Here is a 16,352-nt window from a genome sequence, read left to right on the forward strand (position 1 = left end):
AGATTAATGATGGTTACGTTTGCTGGGTACGGGGTCATCCCCACCAGCATGTAAAGGATGGCATTTTACTATTCGTTTCGTTGCCAACCAACTGCCTTTTATTGCTCCGTGCATTTTTATAGCTTGCAGAGCATACGAAGAGCAGCTCGGATTAAAGCGACAACTGGGCCCAAGTAGGGGGCTTATCCACTTTTGATAACCTCTAATTACAATAATGAGGCTGTGTTTTGGTATAGCCAAAATATGGGCGATCATAGGTAAGCCTCAGTACTGAGCAGAGTGATTGTGAATACTCAGTGAGTGTCGATTAAAAGGTGAGCTAAAGATACCTGAAAAAGACGCTAAATTCTATGATTGCTGGCGCTTTTGCTGCCCATTAGGACGCTTTTTGCCATGACGTCTGGGTGGTGGCTTGTATCCTGGTTTACAACGCTCATTGATTTTTCGCCATAACTTATCAAGTTCAGCACGAATCTCGGCATTAGAACGCTCGTCAATACCGCGCTTAACCATAAGCACAATATCAATGTTATCTAACTGATGTTGATTGAGACGAAAACTCTCACGGGCGATACGCTTAATGCGGTTGCGTTGGTTGGCTTGCTTCACATTTTTTTTAGCTACGGTTAAACCAATGCGAGGATTATCTAAGTCGTTTGGTTTAGCTAGTAATGTGAATAGGGCGGTTGCTGCCCGAGCGGGCTCGTTAAAAATGCGGGAATAATGCGAGGGAGTTAACAGTCGTAACTCCCTGCCAAAGCGAAAGTCTTCCACTAATTAAGCAGAAAGTACTTTGCGGCCTTTAGCACGACGACGTGCTAGTACTTTACGGCCATTTGCTGACGCCATGCGAGCACGGAAACCGTGAGTACGCTTGCGCTTAAGTACGCTAGGTTGAAAAGTTCTTTTCATAACAATTCCATCCGATCGGTTAAGGTTTAAATTAACTGTGTGGGTCGCGATCCTCACACAGACGCAGACACTGCACAAAGCCAAGTGATTTACACCGGACAATAAGCGGTGCCTTAGCGAGCGCGGAATTCTATAGATAGTCTTGGTCAAAGTCAATGAAAATAACAGTGCTATAGGAGTAGGGGAGCGAAAAAATTGTGCTCAGATCGGCAAGCGATCCTAAAAAGATCGGTGATTAATTGAAGTTTTCCACAGGCTCTGTTTAAAAAGTGCATAAATCCACTTAATAACCTTAATTGATCTTAAAAATTGAATACGATCAAACCCTAATTAATGGTCTGCCTAACTTCTATTTTTAAAATTTATATTAAATAAAAACAATATTTTATGTAAATTTTGCGCAGGGAGCATAATTTCTAAAAAAATCAATATTGAAGTTGTGGATAAATAGGCGTCATAATGGACAGCCGGATCGCACCAAGGCGCAGATTCAGGGAAGACAAGCAACGACAACCTTCACCCGTGATGTACGGGTATCAATAATACAAACCTAATTTCGGGAGTACACTGTGTATCTGTCAGTTTGGCAAAGTTGTTTATATGTGTTGCAGGATGAACTACCGTCGCAACAATTTAGTATGTGGGTGCGCCCGCTCCAAGCTGAAAGTACAGACGACACTTTAACTATTTATGCGCCTAACCGTTTTGTGCTTGATTGGGTTCGCGAAAAGTACCTTAATCGGATCAATGAACTATTAGTTGAAATATGCGGTGACGAAGCTCCTGAATTGCGCTTTGACGTGGGCAGCAAACCGATACTCAACGGTAACACGCCCGCCTCCAGTAGCAATACGAATAATATCCAGGCAGCGAGTGCTAGCAGCGCTCCAGCGGTCACCCAAAGTGCGCAGGCACCTGCCGCCGTAGAACCGGCGCCCAAGTCACAGTACAAATCGAATATCAAAGAAAATTATACCTTTGACAATTTTGTTGAAGGTAAGTCAAACCAATTAGCTAAAGCAGCAGCCACACAGGTGGCCGATAACCCAGGTTCAGCATTTAACCCTGTCTTCATTTATGGTGGTACAGGCTTGGGTAAGACGCACTTACTGCATGCCGTGGGTAATGGTATTTTAGCTAAAAAAGAAAACGCTAAAATCGTTTATATGCATTCCGAGCGCTTCGTGCAAGATATGGTCAAAGCGCTGCAAAATAATGCCATTGAAGAGTTCAAGCGCTATTACCGCAGTGTTGATGCCTTACTTATTGATGATATTCAGTTTTTTGCTAATAAAGAGCGCTCTCAAGAAGAGTTCTTTCATACCTTTAATGCGCTGTTAGAAGGTAATCAGCAAATTATTCTGACTTCTGATAGATACCCAAAAGAAATAGAAGGCGTTGAAGACCGTCTTAAATCACGTTTTGGCTGGGGCTTAACTATTGCGATTGAGCCACCGGAGTTAGAAACTCGGGTCGCTATTTTGATGAAAAAAGCGCAGCAGAGTAAGATTAATTTACCCCATGAAGTGGCCTTCTTTATTGCGAAGAAACTGCGCTCAAATGTGCGTGAGTTGGAAGGCGCACTTAACCGGGTCATCGCTAACGCAAACTTTACTGGACGACCAATTTCAATCGACTTTGTTAAAGAAGCCTTGCGCGATCTACTCGCTTTGCAAGATAAGTTGGTGACTATCGATAATATTCAACGCACAGTGGCAGAGTATTATCGAATTCGCGTATCAGATTTACTATCTAAACGCCGCAGCCGCTCTGTAGCTCGTCCACGACAAGTGGCCATGGCGCTATCTAAAGAATTAACCAATCACAGCCTGCCAGAAATAGGCGATGCCTTTGGTGGGCGTGATCACACAACCGTGCTGCATGCATGCCGCAAGGTTAAATCACTGCGTGAAGAAAATCACGAAGTGAAAGAAGACTATCAAAATCTAATAAGAACTTTGTCATCTTAAGGTCAGCCTTATGCAAATTACTATCGCTAGAGATCAGTTTTTAAAACCACTCATGCAAGTGTCTGGTGCTATTGAGAGAAAACATACCCTGCCAATTCTTTCAAACGTATTGCTAGAGGTGCGTGATGGTCAACTTTATATGACTGGGACAGACCTTGAGATAGAGCTTGTTGCCTCGGTCACTTTGGAGAAGCCCACTGCCGACACCAAGATTACTTTGCCAGCTAAGAAGCTCTTAGATATCTGTAAAAGCTTGCCTGATGGCAGTGACATCAATTTAAACTCGCAAGAGCATCAGGTGGTACTGACCAGTGGTAAAAGCCGTTTTGCGCTGTTGTCGTTGGCGGCCGAAGACTTTCCTAATTTAGAACAGTGGGATGGCGAGGTTGAGTTTCAGCTAAGCCGTATGGAGCTGAGAAAGCTACTCGAGAACACCCACTTTTCCATGGCGAATCAGGATGTTCGTTATTACCTTAATGGTATGTCATTTGAATTAGAAAATGATGAAATAAAAACCGTTGCCACCGATGGCCATCGCCTCGCATTAGCGTTTAAAAAGCTACCTCAATCGCTTAATTCGCAGCGCCAACTTATAGTGCCACGCAAAGGTGTGCAAGAAATCATGCGGTTAATGCCGGCAGATGATAATCCTGTGACTATTCAGTTTGGTGCCAATCATATTCGAATTAGCGATGCAGAGTTTACATTTACTAGTAAATTAGTTGATGGGCGCTTCCCTGATTATCGCCGCGTTTTACCTCGTGGGGGTGACAAGATTATCACTGCAAATCGGGAGTGGCTACGCAATGCTCTACATCGAGTGTCTATCTTGTCTAATGAAAAGTTTCGTGGTGTGCGCTTAAATTTGAGTAATGGCTTATTAAAAGTCAGTGCCAATAACCCAGAGCAAGAACAGGCCGAAGAAGTTGTCGAGGTTATGTATCAAGGTGATGAGTTAGAAATCGGATTTAATGTTTCTTATTTGCTGGATGTTCTAAACACGGTAAAAACTGAAGACGTTACAATTACGCTTGCCGATTCGAATAGTAGTGCGCTCATGGAAGCGACAGGTGATAGTGAAGCGCTCTACGTTGTTATGCCCATGCGTCTATAGATAATGAGCATTACTTCTCTCAGCCTCAATGATTTTCGAAATGTTGAGGCTGTTTCTTTATCTCCCCAAGACATAAATATCATTTACGGGGAGAATGGCAGCGGCAAGACTAGTTTTCTCGAAGCCATATACTTCCTTTCCCATGGACGTTCTTTTCGTACCAACAAGTATCGCAACGTGATTCGTCATGGGGCGCAAAAATTTACTCTGCACGCAAAAAAGCACAGTAATAATCTCACCATCCCAATGGGGATAAGTAAAAATGTACAGGGTGAGACCCAAGTCCGTATTCAGGGAAAGGCAAGCCGACGTATATCAGATTTAGCCCAGGTATTGCCTGTGCAAGTCATCACACCTGAAAGTTACTCTTTCTTCTTTGGTGGGCCGAAGGAGCGACGGGCATTTATTGATTTGGGTGTGTTCCACGTGGAACATGAGTTTTTAAATGCTTGGCAAAACTTTAACCGTATACTTAAGCAACGTAATGCTTTACTCAAGCAAAGACCCCGAGATATCAAGCTTCAACTTGCTGTATGGGACAAAGAATTTGTCCGTTTGGCGCAGCATATTACGGCGCTAAGAGAATCTTATATTGAGAGGTTTAAAGCGCATTTTTTTGATAGACTGTGTGCTGAACTTGAATTGATGCAAGGCCTGAAAATCGAGTTCCATTGCGGGTGGAAACAGTCAGATTCACTCGCTGATGTACTGTCAGAAAACCTCGAACGCGACCTTGCACGTGGATATACATCGAGAGGGCCCCACAAGGCGGATATAACGATAAAAACCGATGTGGGTGCAGCAGAGCATGTCTTTTCAAGAGGACAGCTAAAACTGCTTTTATATGCGCTTAAAGTAGCGCAAAATAGCTTAATTGAAAAAGAGACCGGGAAGCAGTCACTGTTGCTAATAGACGACTTACCCTCGGAGCTCAGTGAAGATACAAAGCGCAAGGTGGGCCAATTATTATCCCATTGCCAAGCGCAAATATTTATAACGACAATTGAGTCCGAAAGTGTCTCTGCCGTGTTAGAAGCTTTGGATAGAACTGAAGCTTTGTTCCACGTGAAACATGGCAAACTAATAACAAGATAGATGGAAACACCATGTCTGAAAATTACGATTCATCAAGTATTAAAGTACTGAAAGGATTAGATGCAGTACGAAAACGGCCAGGAATGTACATTGGTGATACCGATGATGGCACCGGTTTACACCATATGGTTTTCGAAGTTGTCGATAACTCAATCGATGAGGCATTAGCAGGATACTGTGACGACATCTTCGTAACTATCCACACCGATGGCTCAGTATCAGTTCGCGATAATGGTCGTGGTATCCCAACTGAAATCCATGAAGAGGAAGGAGTCTCAGCGGCTGAGGTTATCATGACCGTACTACACGCCGGTGGTAAATTTGATGATAACTCATACAAGGTATCCGGTGGTCTGCATGGTGTAGGTGTTTCGGTTGTTAACGCATTATCAGAAAAGCTAGCGCTAGAAATTCGCCGCGAAGGTAAATTACATAAGCAAACCTACACCATGGGTGAGCCTGATGCGCCGCTTTCTGTGATTGGTGATTCGGAAACCTCAGGCACAGAAATTCGCTTCTGGCCGAGCTCAGAAACATTCAGCGATATTAACTTCCATTACGATATTTTAGCTAAGCGCTTACGTGAATTATCATTCCTGAACTCTGGCGTATCTATCATCTTGACCGATGAGCGCGAGGAAGATAAGCGCGATCACTTTAAATATGAAGGTGGTATACAAGCTTTCGTTGAATACTTGAACCGCAAGAAAACACCAGTTCATCAAAATGTTTTCCACTTCACCCATGAGCGTGAAGATGGCATCAGCGTTGAAGTATCGATGCAGTGGAACGATGGCTTCCAAGAAAGCATTTTCTGCTTTACCAATAATATTCCTCAACGTGATGGTGGAACGCACTTAGCCGGTTTCCGTGCAGCGCTCACCCGTACATTGAATGGTTATATGGAAAAAGAAGGCCTTAACAAAAAAGCCAATGCGTCGACCAGTGGCGATGATGCCCGTGAAGGTTTAACCGCAGTTGTTAGCGTTAAAGTGCCAGATCCTAAGTTCTCATCGCAGACCAAAGATAAACTTGTTTCCAGCGAAGTGAAATCTGCTGTTGAGCAAGCGATGGCCGAAAAATTAGGTGAATTCTTACTTGAGAATCCCAGTGATGCGAAGGTCGTTGTCAGTAAAATAATTGACGCCGCACGTGCGCGTGAAGCAGCGCGTAAAGCGCGTGAAATGACGCGTCGTAAAGGAGCCATGGATTTAGCCGGCCTACCTGGTAAGCTCGCTGATTGCCAAGAGAAAGACCCTGCGGAATCTGAACTTTACATAGTGGAGGGTGACTCAGCGGGTGGCTCTGCTAAGCAGGGGCGTAACCGTAAAAACCAAGCTATCTTGCCACTAAAGGGTAAAATTCTAAACGTTGAAAAAGCCCGTTTTGATAAAATGCTTAGCTCGCAAGAGGTGGCTACGCTCATTACGGCGTTAGGTTGTGGTATTGGCCGTGATGAATACGACCCTGAAAAGCTTCGCTATCACCGTATCATTATCATGACCGATGCTGACGTAGATGGCTCGCACATCCGTACTCTGCTACTGACTTTCTTTTATCGTCAAATGCCAGAAATTATTGAGCGTGGTTATGTTTATATTGCTCAACCTCCGCTGTACAAAATTAAAAAAGGTAAGCAAGAGCGGTACATAAAAGATGATAATGCACTCGTTGAGTACTTAACTTCTCTCGCACTAAACGGTGCCGCACTGTATACCAGTGAGGGAGCAAGTGCCATTCAAGATAACGCGCTAGAAAACCTAGTTCGCGATTATCAGAGTACCGAAAAAGTTATTGAACGTTTAGCGAGAAAGTACCCATCTTCAATGATGAACAGCTTAATCTACCAACCTCGTATTAGTGAGTCTGAGCTTGATAATGAAGAGAAAGTGTTAGCATGGACGAAAACACTGGTAGAAGATTTAATTGCTAAGGATGAAGATGCGGCTATTTTCAGCGCACACACGCAATTCGACGAAGAGCGTAAACTCTATTATCCGTTGATCAATATTCGTCAGCACGGGGTTGATAAAGTCTATGTACTGAACCACGATTTCTTAACCTCCAAAGACTATCAGCGTATTAGTGTTACAGGTGAGAAAATCACAGACCTGATGCAAGAAGGCGCTTATGTTCAACGCGGGGAGAAAACGCAGCCAGTGAGCAGCTTTGTTGAAGCACTAGAGTGGTTAATTACCGATTCTAAGCGTGGCCTATACACCCAACGCTACAAAGGACTGGGTGAGATGAACCCTGACCAGCTGTGGGAAACGACAATGGATCCTAGTGCTCGCCGTATGCTTAAAGTGACCATTGAAGACGCCATAGCGGCAGACCAATTGTTCGCAACTCTAATGGGTGACCAAGTAGAGCCGCGCCGTGACTTTATCGAGCAAAACGCACTTCGTGTTGTGAATCTAGATGTGTAGAAATACAGCTTAATAACGTATAACTAAAAGCCCTTACACAAACATGTAAGGGCTTTTTTTTGATTTAATACTTAATATTAAAGATGGATAATATCATCGGCATTGCCATCTGGATCGTTCAACGCCGATCCGTCTGTGCCTGGATTACCATTGCTCATCATGATCACCGCGCACGCCGCTGGTGAAGCCATTGATGTGCCAGACATTGTGGTAGTGCCACCCCCTTGGCGTGTGGAAAGAATACCGACTCCGGGTGCGGCATAATCGATAGGTGGGTTGCCAAAGTTACTGAAACTAGCAAAGCGGTCGCTGCTATCTGTTGCTGAAATAGTATAAACCCGGTTATGGGAGGCGCTCGCTGGAGAGACATTATTGGCATCTTGGCTTTCATTGCCTGCGGCCACTACAAAAAAGGCTCCCGATTGTTGTGCGGCATTTTCGACCGCATCGTTAAGTTCCTGATTGAAGCCTCCGCCTAAACTCATATTTGCACAGTCGCCTGGTGAGGCATTAGCGGCGACATGATCAATACCTGCTAGTACCCCAGACCAGCTGCCAGAACCGCGAGAATCGAGTACTTTTACAGGGACCACATCAGCACCTGCTGCAACACCAACGACATCGATACCGTTATTAAGAGCAGCGATAGTGCCGGCGACATGAGTACCATGACCATTGCCATCATCCATGTCTGCGTCACGCCCTTTTGTAAAAGCGGTAAAGCCACGGTTAGCATCAACGTTGAGATCAGCATGGTCTAAGTCAATACCGGTATCGAGTACCCAAGCGGTATAGCCGGAACCATCCACTGGACCTCCAACACGCGTGACGCTCCAAGGCGTTTGTTGAGATTGACTGCCGCCGCCACCGGGCTTACCTTTTTTTGCTGGTGAGGCATAGGCAATGCCATCTTCGGTGAAGCGCATCACATCGGCCTCGTTTGCAAATACCGTTTTCGCTTTAGCGCAGCTCATATTAACAGCCATACCTTTGATCGCATTTTTATATAGGTGCTTGGCTTGAGCTTGTGCCTTAGTCAACATACCGCGTGCTTTACCTTCGACATCAAAGCGAGAAACCGAGTCATTAAAACGGATAATACAGGTATTATCGATCTCCATCTGTGCCGCCATGCCGGTAAAACTAGGGGCGCTTTGTGCAGTGGCTATACCGGTGGATGCAGCGAATACCGCTGTGGCTAAAAGTGTCTTTTTCATTTCGAATCCTATCTTAGTTATATTTTATTGGTCAAAGTGCGGTTAACACTAATTTAACAAAGTTAGACTACTTTGCTGATAATGCAATAAAGAAGAATTAAAAATACGAATAATGAACTAGGTGAGAAGAAATAATTCAGTGATGTTTAAATGAATAGATTATGAATGTGAAAGGAAGGGGCTGTTAGCTACAGAGCCACTGTAAAAGAAACTGCTTAAAACACAGCGTGGCAGCAGGTATACTGTGAGCAATAAAACCGCACTCAAAGCAGCAGAACCTAACCTCATTATGCAAAAATACGACTTACAAACCTTTCAGGGCCTTATCCTAGCGTTACAGGATTACTGGGCACAGCAGGGCTGTGTTATTGCACAGCCTTTTGATCTAGAAGTGGGCGCAGGCACGTTTCATCCACTCACCTTTTTAAAAGCCGTTGGCCCAGAGCCAATGTCGAGTGCGTATGTGCAGCCTTGTCGCCGTCCTACCGATGGCCGCTATGGTGAAAACCCTAACCGCCTACAGCATTACTATCAATTTCAGGTAGTTTTAAAGCCGTCTCCGGACAATATCCAAGACCTATACTTGGGCTCACTCGCTGCATTGGGAATTGACACACTTAAGCATGAAGTCCGTTTTGTTGAAGACAACTGGGAATCGCCAACTCTGGGTGCTTGGGGATTAGGATGGGAAGTGTGGCTAAATGGCATGGAAGTCACGCAGTTCACCTATTTCCAGCAAGTAGGGGGGCTTGAGTGTGCGCCAGTAACCGGCGAAATCACCTATGGTCTAGAGCGTTTAGCCATGTATATTCAAGGTGTGGACAGTATTTACGACCTCGTGTGGGCTGACGGCCCGATGGGCAAAGTGACCTATGGTGATGTTTTCCACCAAAACGAAGTAGAGCAGTCGAAATACAATTTCGAACATGCCGACGTTGATGCGCTATTTAAGCAATTCGACCAGTGCGAAAAGGAAAGTCAAAAACTCATAGAAGCAGAGTTGCCATTACCAGCTTATGAGCAAGTGATGAAGGCATCGCACGCATTCAACCTTCTCGATGCACGTCACGCTATCTCAGTGACAGAGAGACAACGTTATATTCTGCGCGTTAGAGCCTTATCTAAAGCCTGTGCAGAAAGTTACTACGCGGCGCGTGAAGCGCTCGGATTCCCGCTGTGTAAGGATTAAGAATACCTATGTTACAACAGAATCTTTTAGTTGAAATTGGTACTGAAGAGTTACCACCAAAATCACTGCGCACACTTGCAGAAGCCTTTGCTGATGCATTAACCGCACAACTGGACGAGCTTACTCTCGGGCACCAAGGTGTGCAGTGGTATGCATCGCCTCGCCGGTTGGGGTTGATGGTGTTGCAACTGGATGAAAAACAACAAGACAAAGTGGTCGAGAAGCGTGGCCCAGCAGTCAAAGCTGCGTTTGACGCCGATGGCAACCCAACCAAAGCGGCATTGGGTTGGGCTCGTGGCTGTGGTATTGAAGTCAGTGATGCGGAGCGCCATACCACTGATAAAGGCGAGTGGTTACTACACAAGGCCAATGTTCCTGGTCAGGCGGTACAAGAGCTGATTGTAGACGCCGTAGCTAAGGCATTAACTAAACTACCTATCCCTAAACCTATGCGTTGGGGAGCTAACAAGACTCAGTTTATTCGCCCGGTACACACCGCGACCATTTTCTACGGTGCAAGCTTAGTTCAAGGTGAAATTCTTGGTAAAGCGATCGGTAACGAGCTTCAGGGGCATCGCTTCCATCACCCAGAGAAAGTCGCGATTCATCACGCCGATGAGGCGCTAATTAAGCTGAAGGAAGCCTACGTTGTCGCGGATTACGAGGCGCGCAAAGCGATGATCCGTAATCAAATTGATGCCGCTGCAGCAAAAGTGGGTGCCCAGGTCGCGATGGATGAAGAACTGTTAGAAGAAGTGACCTCGCTGGTTGAATGGCCGGTGACGTTAACCGCCTCTTTTGAAGAAGAGTTCTTGGATGTGCCAGATGAAGCACTGATCTACACCATGAAAGACGACCAAAAATACTTCCCGCTGCTTGATAGCAATGGCAAGCTTATTAATAAGTTTTTGTTTGTTTCCAATATTGAGAGCAAAGACCCAAGTGTAGTGATCTCTGGAAATGAGAAAGTAGTGCGCCCACGTTTAGCTGATGCACAGTTCTTTTATGAGGCAGATAAAAAGAAAACATTGGAAAGCCGCTTAGCGTCTCTTGATTCCGTGTTGTTCCAAAAACAACTAGGTACCCTGAAAGATAAATCAGAGCGAATTAGCGCGCTATCAGGCTACATTGCAGAGCAATTGAGTGCCGATAAAGCTTTAGCAGAGCGGGCCGGTTTGTTAAGTAAAACCGACCTGATGACAGAGATGGTGATGGAGTTCACTGATGTTCAAGGCGTGATGGGGATGCATTATGCACGTCATGACGGTGAGCATGAAGATGTCGCCAATGCCATGAACGAGCAATATATGCCGCGTTTCTCTGGGGATGAATTACCACATAGCACTATCGCTTGTGCTGTGGCTTTGGCAGATAAGTTCGACACCTTAGTGGGTATTTTTGGTATCGGCCAAGCTCCGAAAGGTGACAAGGACCCATTTGCCCTGCGTCGTGCAGCAATTGGTGCGCTTCGGATCATGGTAGAGAAGCAACTACCTTTAGATGTGCTTGATATTATCGCCAAAGCACAGCAACTGTTTGCTGATAAGCTCAGTAACAGTAATGTCGCTGAGGATGTATTTGATTTCCTCCTAGGGCGTTTCCGTACTTGGTATCAAGAGCAGGGTATTGCCGTTGATGTAATCCAGGCTGTGTTGGCGCGTCGACCTTCTAAACCCCTTGATTTCGACCTGCGTGTAAAGGCGGTAAGCCATTTCCGTAGCTTAGAGCCTGCAGAAGCGCTGGCAGCGGCAAATAAACGAGTGGGTAATATCCTCAGCAAAAATGACATCAAGGAAGTCGGTGCCATTGATAAAGCGTTACTTCAAGAGCCTGCCGAGCAGACTTTGGCTGAGCAAGTAGCGGCCTATCAAGCGAAGTTATCGCCATTGTACGAACAGGGCGATTATCAGCAGGCATTAAGTGAATTGGCGAATATACGTCAAAGTGTTGATGCCTTTTTCGATAACGTAATGGTGATGGCTGACGATGATGCCGTTAAGAGCAATCGCTTGGCGCTATTGTCACAATTACAATCACTGTTTCTGCAAGTTGCTGACATTTCTGTTTTACAGAAATAGTGAGTATTTTTCATAGTGATAGTAAAAGCCAGCATTAAGCTGGCTTTTTTATTGAAGCCTTTGCACTAATTTCTTAGACTGGAGAAAAGTGCGCTTAAAGTGGAAACAAATAATAATGACAAAGCAAATTCCGTTACTCGTTTCAGCCTTACTATTGGGGGCTTGCTCAAGCTCAGTGACTATCGATGATATCGTGCCTGCTGAGGAAGTGAAAAAGCCGTTATTCTTGCGTGGCGATTTCTCGTTGTGGGATGCACAGCCAGAGTATCAAATGCAACGAGTGGCACCAGCCATCTATGAGACCAAAATTCGCTTCTCTACGCCGGGGAAGGCCTATGAGTTCAAAATAGCCGATGCCCAGTGGAGTGCTGGTTATAATTGCGGTTATCTTGACGAAGCGCTCGATAAAACGTTAGAGCTTGGCCTACCAGTTCAGGCAGACTGCAACAGCGTATACAACTATTTTAGCTTTACGCCAGAGGAGAAAGGTTGGTACAAAGTGTCTATCAATTTCTCTCGCTTTAAAAAGCCCTTGGTAACAGTCAATCAAGTGTTTGAATAAGGCCTACTGGCCTTTTCTGATCAAATACTGATACGGGGCTTGCTCGGTTTTCTGGGCCACCAAGGTGTGGTCCATAAAACGACAAAAACTGGGAATATCACGAGTCGTTGAAGGGTCATCAGCGGTGATTAGCAGGGTCTCGCCTTGGCGCATTTTGCGCACGGTGCCGCGCACCATCATCACCGGTTCGGGGCAACGTAGGCCCATGGCGTCAAGAACATGGTCAGCTTGGTCAAAGTTCATTGGTGTCGTTGCCTTAGAATAAAAGCGCTAGTTTACCCAAACTTTAGATAAGAAAAAAGGCGGGAGCAATAATGCTTAACCCGCCTTTTTGTCACCAAGCTGATGTGGCTATGGACGTTCGAACACCGTAGCAATACCTTGGCCTAAACCAATACACATGGTTGCAAGGCCGTATTTAGCGTCCTTATCTTCCATAATATTGATAAGCGTGGTGCTGATCCGTGAACCAGAGCAACCCAATGGATGCCCAAGTGCAATTGCACCGCCATTTAGATTCACTTTTTCATCGACCTTATCCAGTAGACCTAAGTCTTTTAGCACTGGTAAAGACTGCGCTGCGAATGCTTCATTAAGCTCAGCAACGTCAATATCATCAATGCTGATACCTGCCTGCGCCAATGCCTTCTTAGTCGCAGGGACCGGACCATAACCCATGATTGATGGATCGCAGCCGGCGACTGCCATTGACTTAACACGAGCACGAATTGGCAAGCCTAGCTCTTTAGCTTTGTCTTCACTCATAACCAACATGGCAGAAGCACCGTCAGACAACGCTGAAGATGTGCCCGCAGTGACGCTACCAGAAGCCGGGTTAAATACAGGACGAAGCTGAGATAAACCCTCGACGGTGGTTTCTGGACGAATAACTTCATCATCTTCAACCAAGGTCAATGCACCACTTTCATCATGGCCTTCCATCGGTAGGATCTCGCTTTTAAAGCGACCTTCTACTGTGGCTGCATGAGCTCGTTGGTGTGAGCGAGCGCCGAACTGGTCCTGTTGCTCGCGGCTAATACCGTGCAAGGTGGCAAGATATTCAGCTGTTAGTCCCATCACACCTGCGGCTTGAGCTACAGAAGTAGCGAGCCCTGGGTGGAAATCATTACCATGGGTCATTGGTACATGGCCCATATGCTCCACACCCCCGATAAGGTAAGTGTCGCCGGCACCGGTCATAATTGCGCGTGCCGCATCATGCAACGCTTGCATTGATGAGCCGCATAATCGGTTTACAGTGACTGCTGGCACTGTGTGTGGAATACCCGCCAACAGTGCGGCGTTACGGCCGACGTTAAAGCCTTGTTCTAAGGTTTGCTGTACGCAACCCCAATAGATGTCGTCTATTGACGCAGGATCCACAGCAGGGTTGCGCTCTAATAGGCCTTTCATCAAGTGGGCACTAAGGTCCTCAGCACGCTTGTGGCGGAATACGCCATTTTTTGAGCGGCCCATAGGTGTACGAATACAATCGACGATGACAACATTATTCATGATTATTGTCCCTCCACTTGATAAAACACGCGGCCTTGCTCGGCCCATTGACGTGTTTGGTCAGATACTTGGTAAATCGCACCAAGGTGTGCGTACTTATCGGCAGTTGCTACAAAGTTAGCCAGGCCGACTTGGTCTAAATAGCGGAATACACCGCCTCTGAACGGCGGGAAGCCAATACCATATACCAACGCCATGTCTGCTTCTTGTGGTGAAGCAATGATGTTTTCTTGTAGGCAAAGCAGTACTTCGTTGATCATCGGCACCATACAGCGGTCGATCATTTCCTGCTTATCAACGTCTTTCTCACTATCGCTCAGCGTTGATAGTAACTTTAATGCCTCGTCATCATGGCTCTTCTTCAAACGGCCACGGCGATCAGGAGCATAGCTGTAGAAGCCTTTGCCATTTTTCTGACCGTAGCGTTTAGCTTCTGCAAACACGGCGACCGGATCTTTCTCTTGGCGAGCCATACGTTCAGGGAAGCCTTCAGCCATCACGCCAGTGCAATGGAAGGCGGTATCAATACCCACCACGTCTAGTAGGTAGGCGGGCCCCATTGGCCAACCAAAGACATTTTCCATGACTTTATCGATTTTTGCGAAGCTGATTCCTTCGCTGACCATTTTGCTGAAGCCAGCAAAGTAGGGGAATAGCACACGGTTTACGAAAAACCCAGGGCAGTCATTCACAACGATGGGCGACTTACCTAGCTTAAGGGCATAGTCGACTACAGCGTTAACGGTATCTTCTGAGGTTTTCTCGCCACGAATCACCTCTACCAAAGGCATCTTTGGAACGGGGTTGAAAAAGTGCATACCGCAGAATTTTTCAGGTTTCTCTAGCGCTGTGGCAAGTTCATCAATACGAATGGTCGACGTGTTTGATGTTAGTACAGCATTGTCACCTAAGGTTTTCTCAAGGTCGCTTAATACCGCTTTTTTCACCTTCGGATTCTCAACCACGGCTTCAACTACGATATCAGCACTTTGCACATCCGCATCGTTGAGAGTCGGTTTTATTTTGCCTAGTACGCCGACCATCTTATCCATGTTCATATGGCCGCGTTTTACTTTTTTACCAAGTAGCTTTGCTGCCTCGCCCATACCTAAGTCGAGAGCATCTTGGTTAATGTCTTTCATGACAATAGGTGTGCCTTTGTAGGCTGACTGGTAAGCAATACCGCCGCCCATAATGCCAGCACCTAGTACCGCAGCTTGGTTGATGGTGACACTACTCCCCTTGGCTTGCTTTTTAGCTTTGCCTTTAATGAACTGATCGTTCAAGAAAATACCGGTAAGCGCAGCAGCTTCATTGGTTTTAGCCAGCTTGGCGAAGTTGGCATTTTCTACTGCCATGGCTTCGTCGCGACTCATATTTGCGGCTTCTTTAATGGTTTTCACTGCAAGCACTGGCGCTGGGTAGTGGCCTTTAGTTTTGCCCATAACCATGCCTTCGGCCATGGCAAAGCTCATACCTTGCTCTACCTTATTCATCTTCAATGGCGCTTGTTTTGTTGCGCGGCGCTTTTGCCAATCAAGCTTACCCGCAATGGCTTGCTCCAGCATGTTGATACATGCATCAACAAGCGCGTCATCAGCAACCACAGCATCAAGTGCACCTACTTTTAGTGCATCATTGGCGCGGTTTTCCTGACCCGTAGTGATCCAAGTCATGGCATTGTCTGCACCGATGATACGAGGTAAACGCACGGTACCACCAAAGCCTGGCATAATACCCAGTTTGGTCTCAGGTAAACCGATTTTAGCTTTGCTGCTACCAACACGGAAATCGGTCGCCAGAACCCACTCGCAGCCACCGCCAAGAGCCATACCATTGATGGCACTGATAGTAGGAAAAGGTAAGTCTTCTAAAGCGTCAAACACATCGGTTGCGTTTTTAATCCAGCTTACAAGCTCTTGCTCTGGTCTTTGGAAAGTGGGTAGGAATTCAAAAATATCAGCACCAACGATGAAGTGATCTTTATCGCTGGTAAATACCATGCCTTTAATGTCGTCACGTTGACGTAATTCTTTGATGGCCTCTAAGCAGTCGTTTAAGGTTTGTTGAGATAGTTTATTCACTGAACCAGGTACAGTGAACTTAAACTCAGCAATTTGGTCCTTTATAAAAGAGACTACAAAGGAATCGCTCTGAAATATCATGGGTATCTCCCTTTGTTTCATGTGAAACTGGTACGATGAGTTGGGTTTTCGATCAGTGTCGCGTCTTTAATCCGAAAATGCAATGAAAATTTCCGGCTAAAATTTA

At 45.8% G+C, this 16,352-nt stretch carries 14 protein-coding genes; 7 read left to right on the forward strand and 7 right to left on the reverse strand.

Annotated elements, in window-relative coordinates; translation table 11 throughout:
- Positions 1-3: 3 nt before the first annotated feature.
- The 3 genes from yidD to rpmH form a co-directional block, all read right to left on the reverse strand.
- A complete protein-coding gene (gene yidD / locus MHM89_RS17270; protein ID WP_082079318.1) occupies positions 4-255 on the reverse strand; it encodes a membrane protein insertion efficiency factor YidD in 252 nt (83 codons plus the stop codon).
- A 93-nt stretch (positions 256-348) separates the two neighbouring features.
- Entirely contained in the window at positions 349-774 is a 426-nt protein-coding gene (gene rnpA, locus MHM89_RS17275) for a ribonuclease P protein component (protein ID WP_022944874.1), read from the reverse strand.
- 3 nt (positions 775-777) lie between these two features.
- Positions 778-912 carry a 50S ribosomal protein L34 gene (gene rpmH, locus MHM89_RS17280; RefSeq protein WP_045980711.1) on the reverse strand — a complete coding sequence of 45 codons (135 nt, stop codon included), beginning with the start codon at positions 910-912 and terminating at the stop codon, positions 778-780.
- 569 nt (positions 913-1,481) lie between these two features.
- On the opposite strand from rpmH, the gene dnaA reads away from it, so the two are divergent.
- The 4 genes from dnaA to gyrB are packed head-to-tail and all read left to right on the forward strand — an operon-like array spanning position 1,482 to position 7,520.
- A complete protein-coding gene (gene dnaA / locus MHM89_RS17285) occupies positions 1,482-2,882 on the forward strand; it encodes a chromosomal replication initiator protein DnaA (RefSeq protein ID WP_239409347.1) in 1,401 nt (466 codons plus the stop codon).
- Between the two features lie 10 nt (positions 2,883-2,892).
- Positions 2,893-3,996: a DNA polymerase III subunit beta gene (gene dnaN / locus MHM89_RS17290; RefSeq protein WP_022944872.1), complete on the forward strand. Its 1,104-nt coding sequence runs from the start codon at positions 2,893-2,895 to the stop codon at positions 3,994-3,996.
- Positions 3,997-3,999: 3 nt separating this feature from the next.
- Positions 4,000-5,091: a DNA replication/repair protein RecF gene (recF, locus tag MHM89_RS17295; protein WP_138507914.1), complete on the forward strand. Its 1,092-nt coding sequence runs from the start codon at positions 4,000-4,002 to the stop codon at positions 5,089-5,091.
- A gap of 11 nt (positions 5,092-5,102) precedes the next feature.
- Positions 5,103-7,520: a DNA topoisomerase (ATP-hydrolyzing) subunit B gene (gene gyrB / locus MHM89_RS17300; RefSeq protein WP_138548730.1), complete on the forward strand. Its 2,418-nt coding sequence runs from the start codon at positions 5,103-5,105 to the stop codon at positions 7,518-7,520.
- Positions 7,521-7,597: 77 nt separating this feature from the next.
- Here the strand turns inward: gyrB and MHM89_RS17305 are convergent, their stop codons facing one another.
- Positions 7,598-8,737: a S8 family serine peptidase gene (locus MHM89_RS17305; RefSeq protein WP_239409348.1), complete on the reverse strand. Its 1,140-nt coding sequence runs from the start codon at positions 8,735-8,737 to the stop codon at positions 7,598-7,600.
- Between the two features lie 289 nt (positions 8,738-9,026).
- Here MHM89_RS17305 and glyQ point away from each other — a divergent pair, with 289 nt between their 5' ends.
- The 3 genes from glyQ (at position 9,027) to MHM89_RS17320 (ending at position 12,566) form a co-directional block, all read left to right on the forward strand.
- Positions 9,027-9,926, forward strand: a complete 900-nt coding sequence (glyQ, locus tag MHM89_RS17310; RefSeq protein WP_026111100.1) for a glycine--tRNA ligase subunit alpha — start codon at positions 9,027-9,029, stop codon at positions 9,924-9,926.
- 8 nt (positions 9,927-9,934) lie between these two features.
- Positions 9,935-12,004 carry a glycine--tRNA ligase subunit beta gene (gene glyS / locus MHM89_RS17315; RefSeq protein WP_239409349.1) on the forward strand — a complete coding sequence of 690 codons (2,070 nt, stop codon included), beginning with the start codon at positions 9,935-9,937 and terminating at the stop codon, positions 12,002-12,004.
- A 109-nt stretch (positions 12,005-12,113) separates the two neighbouring features.
- Complete coding sequence (locus tag MHM89_RS17320; RefSeq protein WP_026111099.1) at positions 12,114-12,566, forward strand: hypothetical protein; 453 nt, start codon at positions 12,114-12,116, stop codon at positions 12,564-12,566.
- Positions 12,567-12,569: 3 nt separating this feature from the next.
- Here the strand turns inward: MHM89_RS17320 and tusA are convergent, their stop codons facing one another.
- From tusA to fadB, 3 genes are all read right to left on the reverse strand, one after another.
- Positions 12,570-12,809, reverse strand: a complete 240-nt coding sequence (gene tusA, locus MHM89_RS17325) for a sulfurtransferase TusA (protein ID WP_022944865.1) — start codon at positions 12,807-12,809, stop codon at positions 12,570-12,572.
- Positions 12,810-12,917: 108 nt separating this feature from the next.
- Entirely contained in the window at positions 12,918-14,081 is a 1,164-nt protein-coding gene (fadA, locus tag MHM89_RS17330) for an acetyl-CoA C-acyltransferase FadA (RefSeq protein ID WP_045979470.1), read from the reverse strand.
- Positions 14,082-14,083: 2 nt separating this feature from the next.
- The gene (gene fadB / locus MHM89_RS17335; RefSeq protein WP_235420048.1) at positions 14,084-16,246 is read right to left on the reverse strand and encodes a fatty acid oxidation complex subunit alpha FadB; all 2,163 of its coding nucleotides are present in this window, start codon (positions 16,244-16,246) and stop codon (positions 14,084-14,086) included.
- Between the last annotated feature and the right edge of the window lie 106 nt (positions 16,247-16,352).

This window comes from Pseudoalteromonas sp. CNC9-20, assembly GCF_022347875.1.
GTDB lineage: Bacteria > Pseudomonadota > Gammaproteobacteria > Enterobacterales > Alteromonadaceae > Pseudoalteromonas > Pseudoalteromonas ruthenica.

Bases quoted from the DNA above. Each gene is read 5' to 3' on its own strand.
- fadB (WP_235420048.1), bottom strand. From the start codon at position 16,246: ATGATATTTCAGAGCGATTCCTTTGTAGTCTCTTTTATAAAGGACCAA.
- fadA (WP_045979470.1), bottom strand. From the start codon at position 14,081: ATGAATAATGTTGTCATCGTCGATTGTATTCGTACACCTATGGGCCGC.
- MHM89_RS17305 (WP_239409348.1), bottom strand. From the start codon at position 8,737: ATGAAAAAGACACTTTTAGCCACAGCGGTATTCGCTGCATCCACCGGT.
- dnaN (WP_022944872.1), top strand. From the start codon at position 2,893: ATGCAAATTACTATCGCTAGAGATCAGTTTTTAAAACCACTCATGCAA.
- glyQ (WP_026111100.1), top strand. From the start codon at position 9,027: ATGCAAAAATACGACTTACAAACCTTTCAGGGCCTTATCCTAGCGTTA.
- tusA (WP_022944865.1), bottom strand. From the start codon at position 12,809: ATGAACTTTGACCAAGCTGACCATGTTCTTGACGCCATGGGCCTACGT.
- rpmH (WP_045980711.1), bottom strand. From the start codon at position 912: ATGAAAAGAACTTTTCAACCTAGCGTACTTAAGCGCAAGCGTACTCAC.
- yidD (WP_082079318.1), bottom strand. From the start codon at position 255: ATGATCGCCCATATTTTGGCTATACCAAAACACAGCCTCATTATTGTA.
- recF (WP_138507914.1), top strand. From the start codon at position 4,000: ATGAGCATTACTTCTCTCAGCCTCAATGATTTTCGAAATGTTGAGGCT.
- glyS (WP_239409349.1), top strand. From the start codon at position 9,935: ATGTTACAACAGAATCTTTTAGTTGAAATTGGTACTGAAGAGTTACCA.
- gyrB (WP_138548730.1), top strand. From the start codon at position 5,103: ATGTCTGAAAATTACGATTCATCAAGTATTAAAGTACTGAAAGGATTA.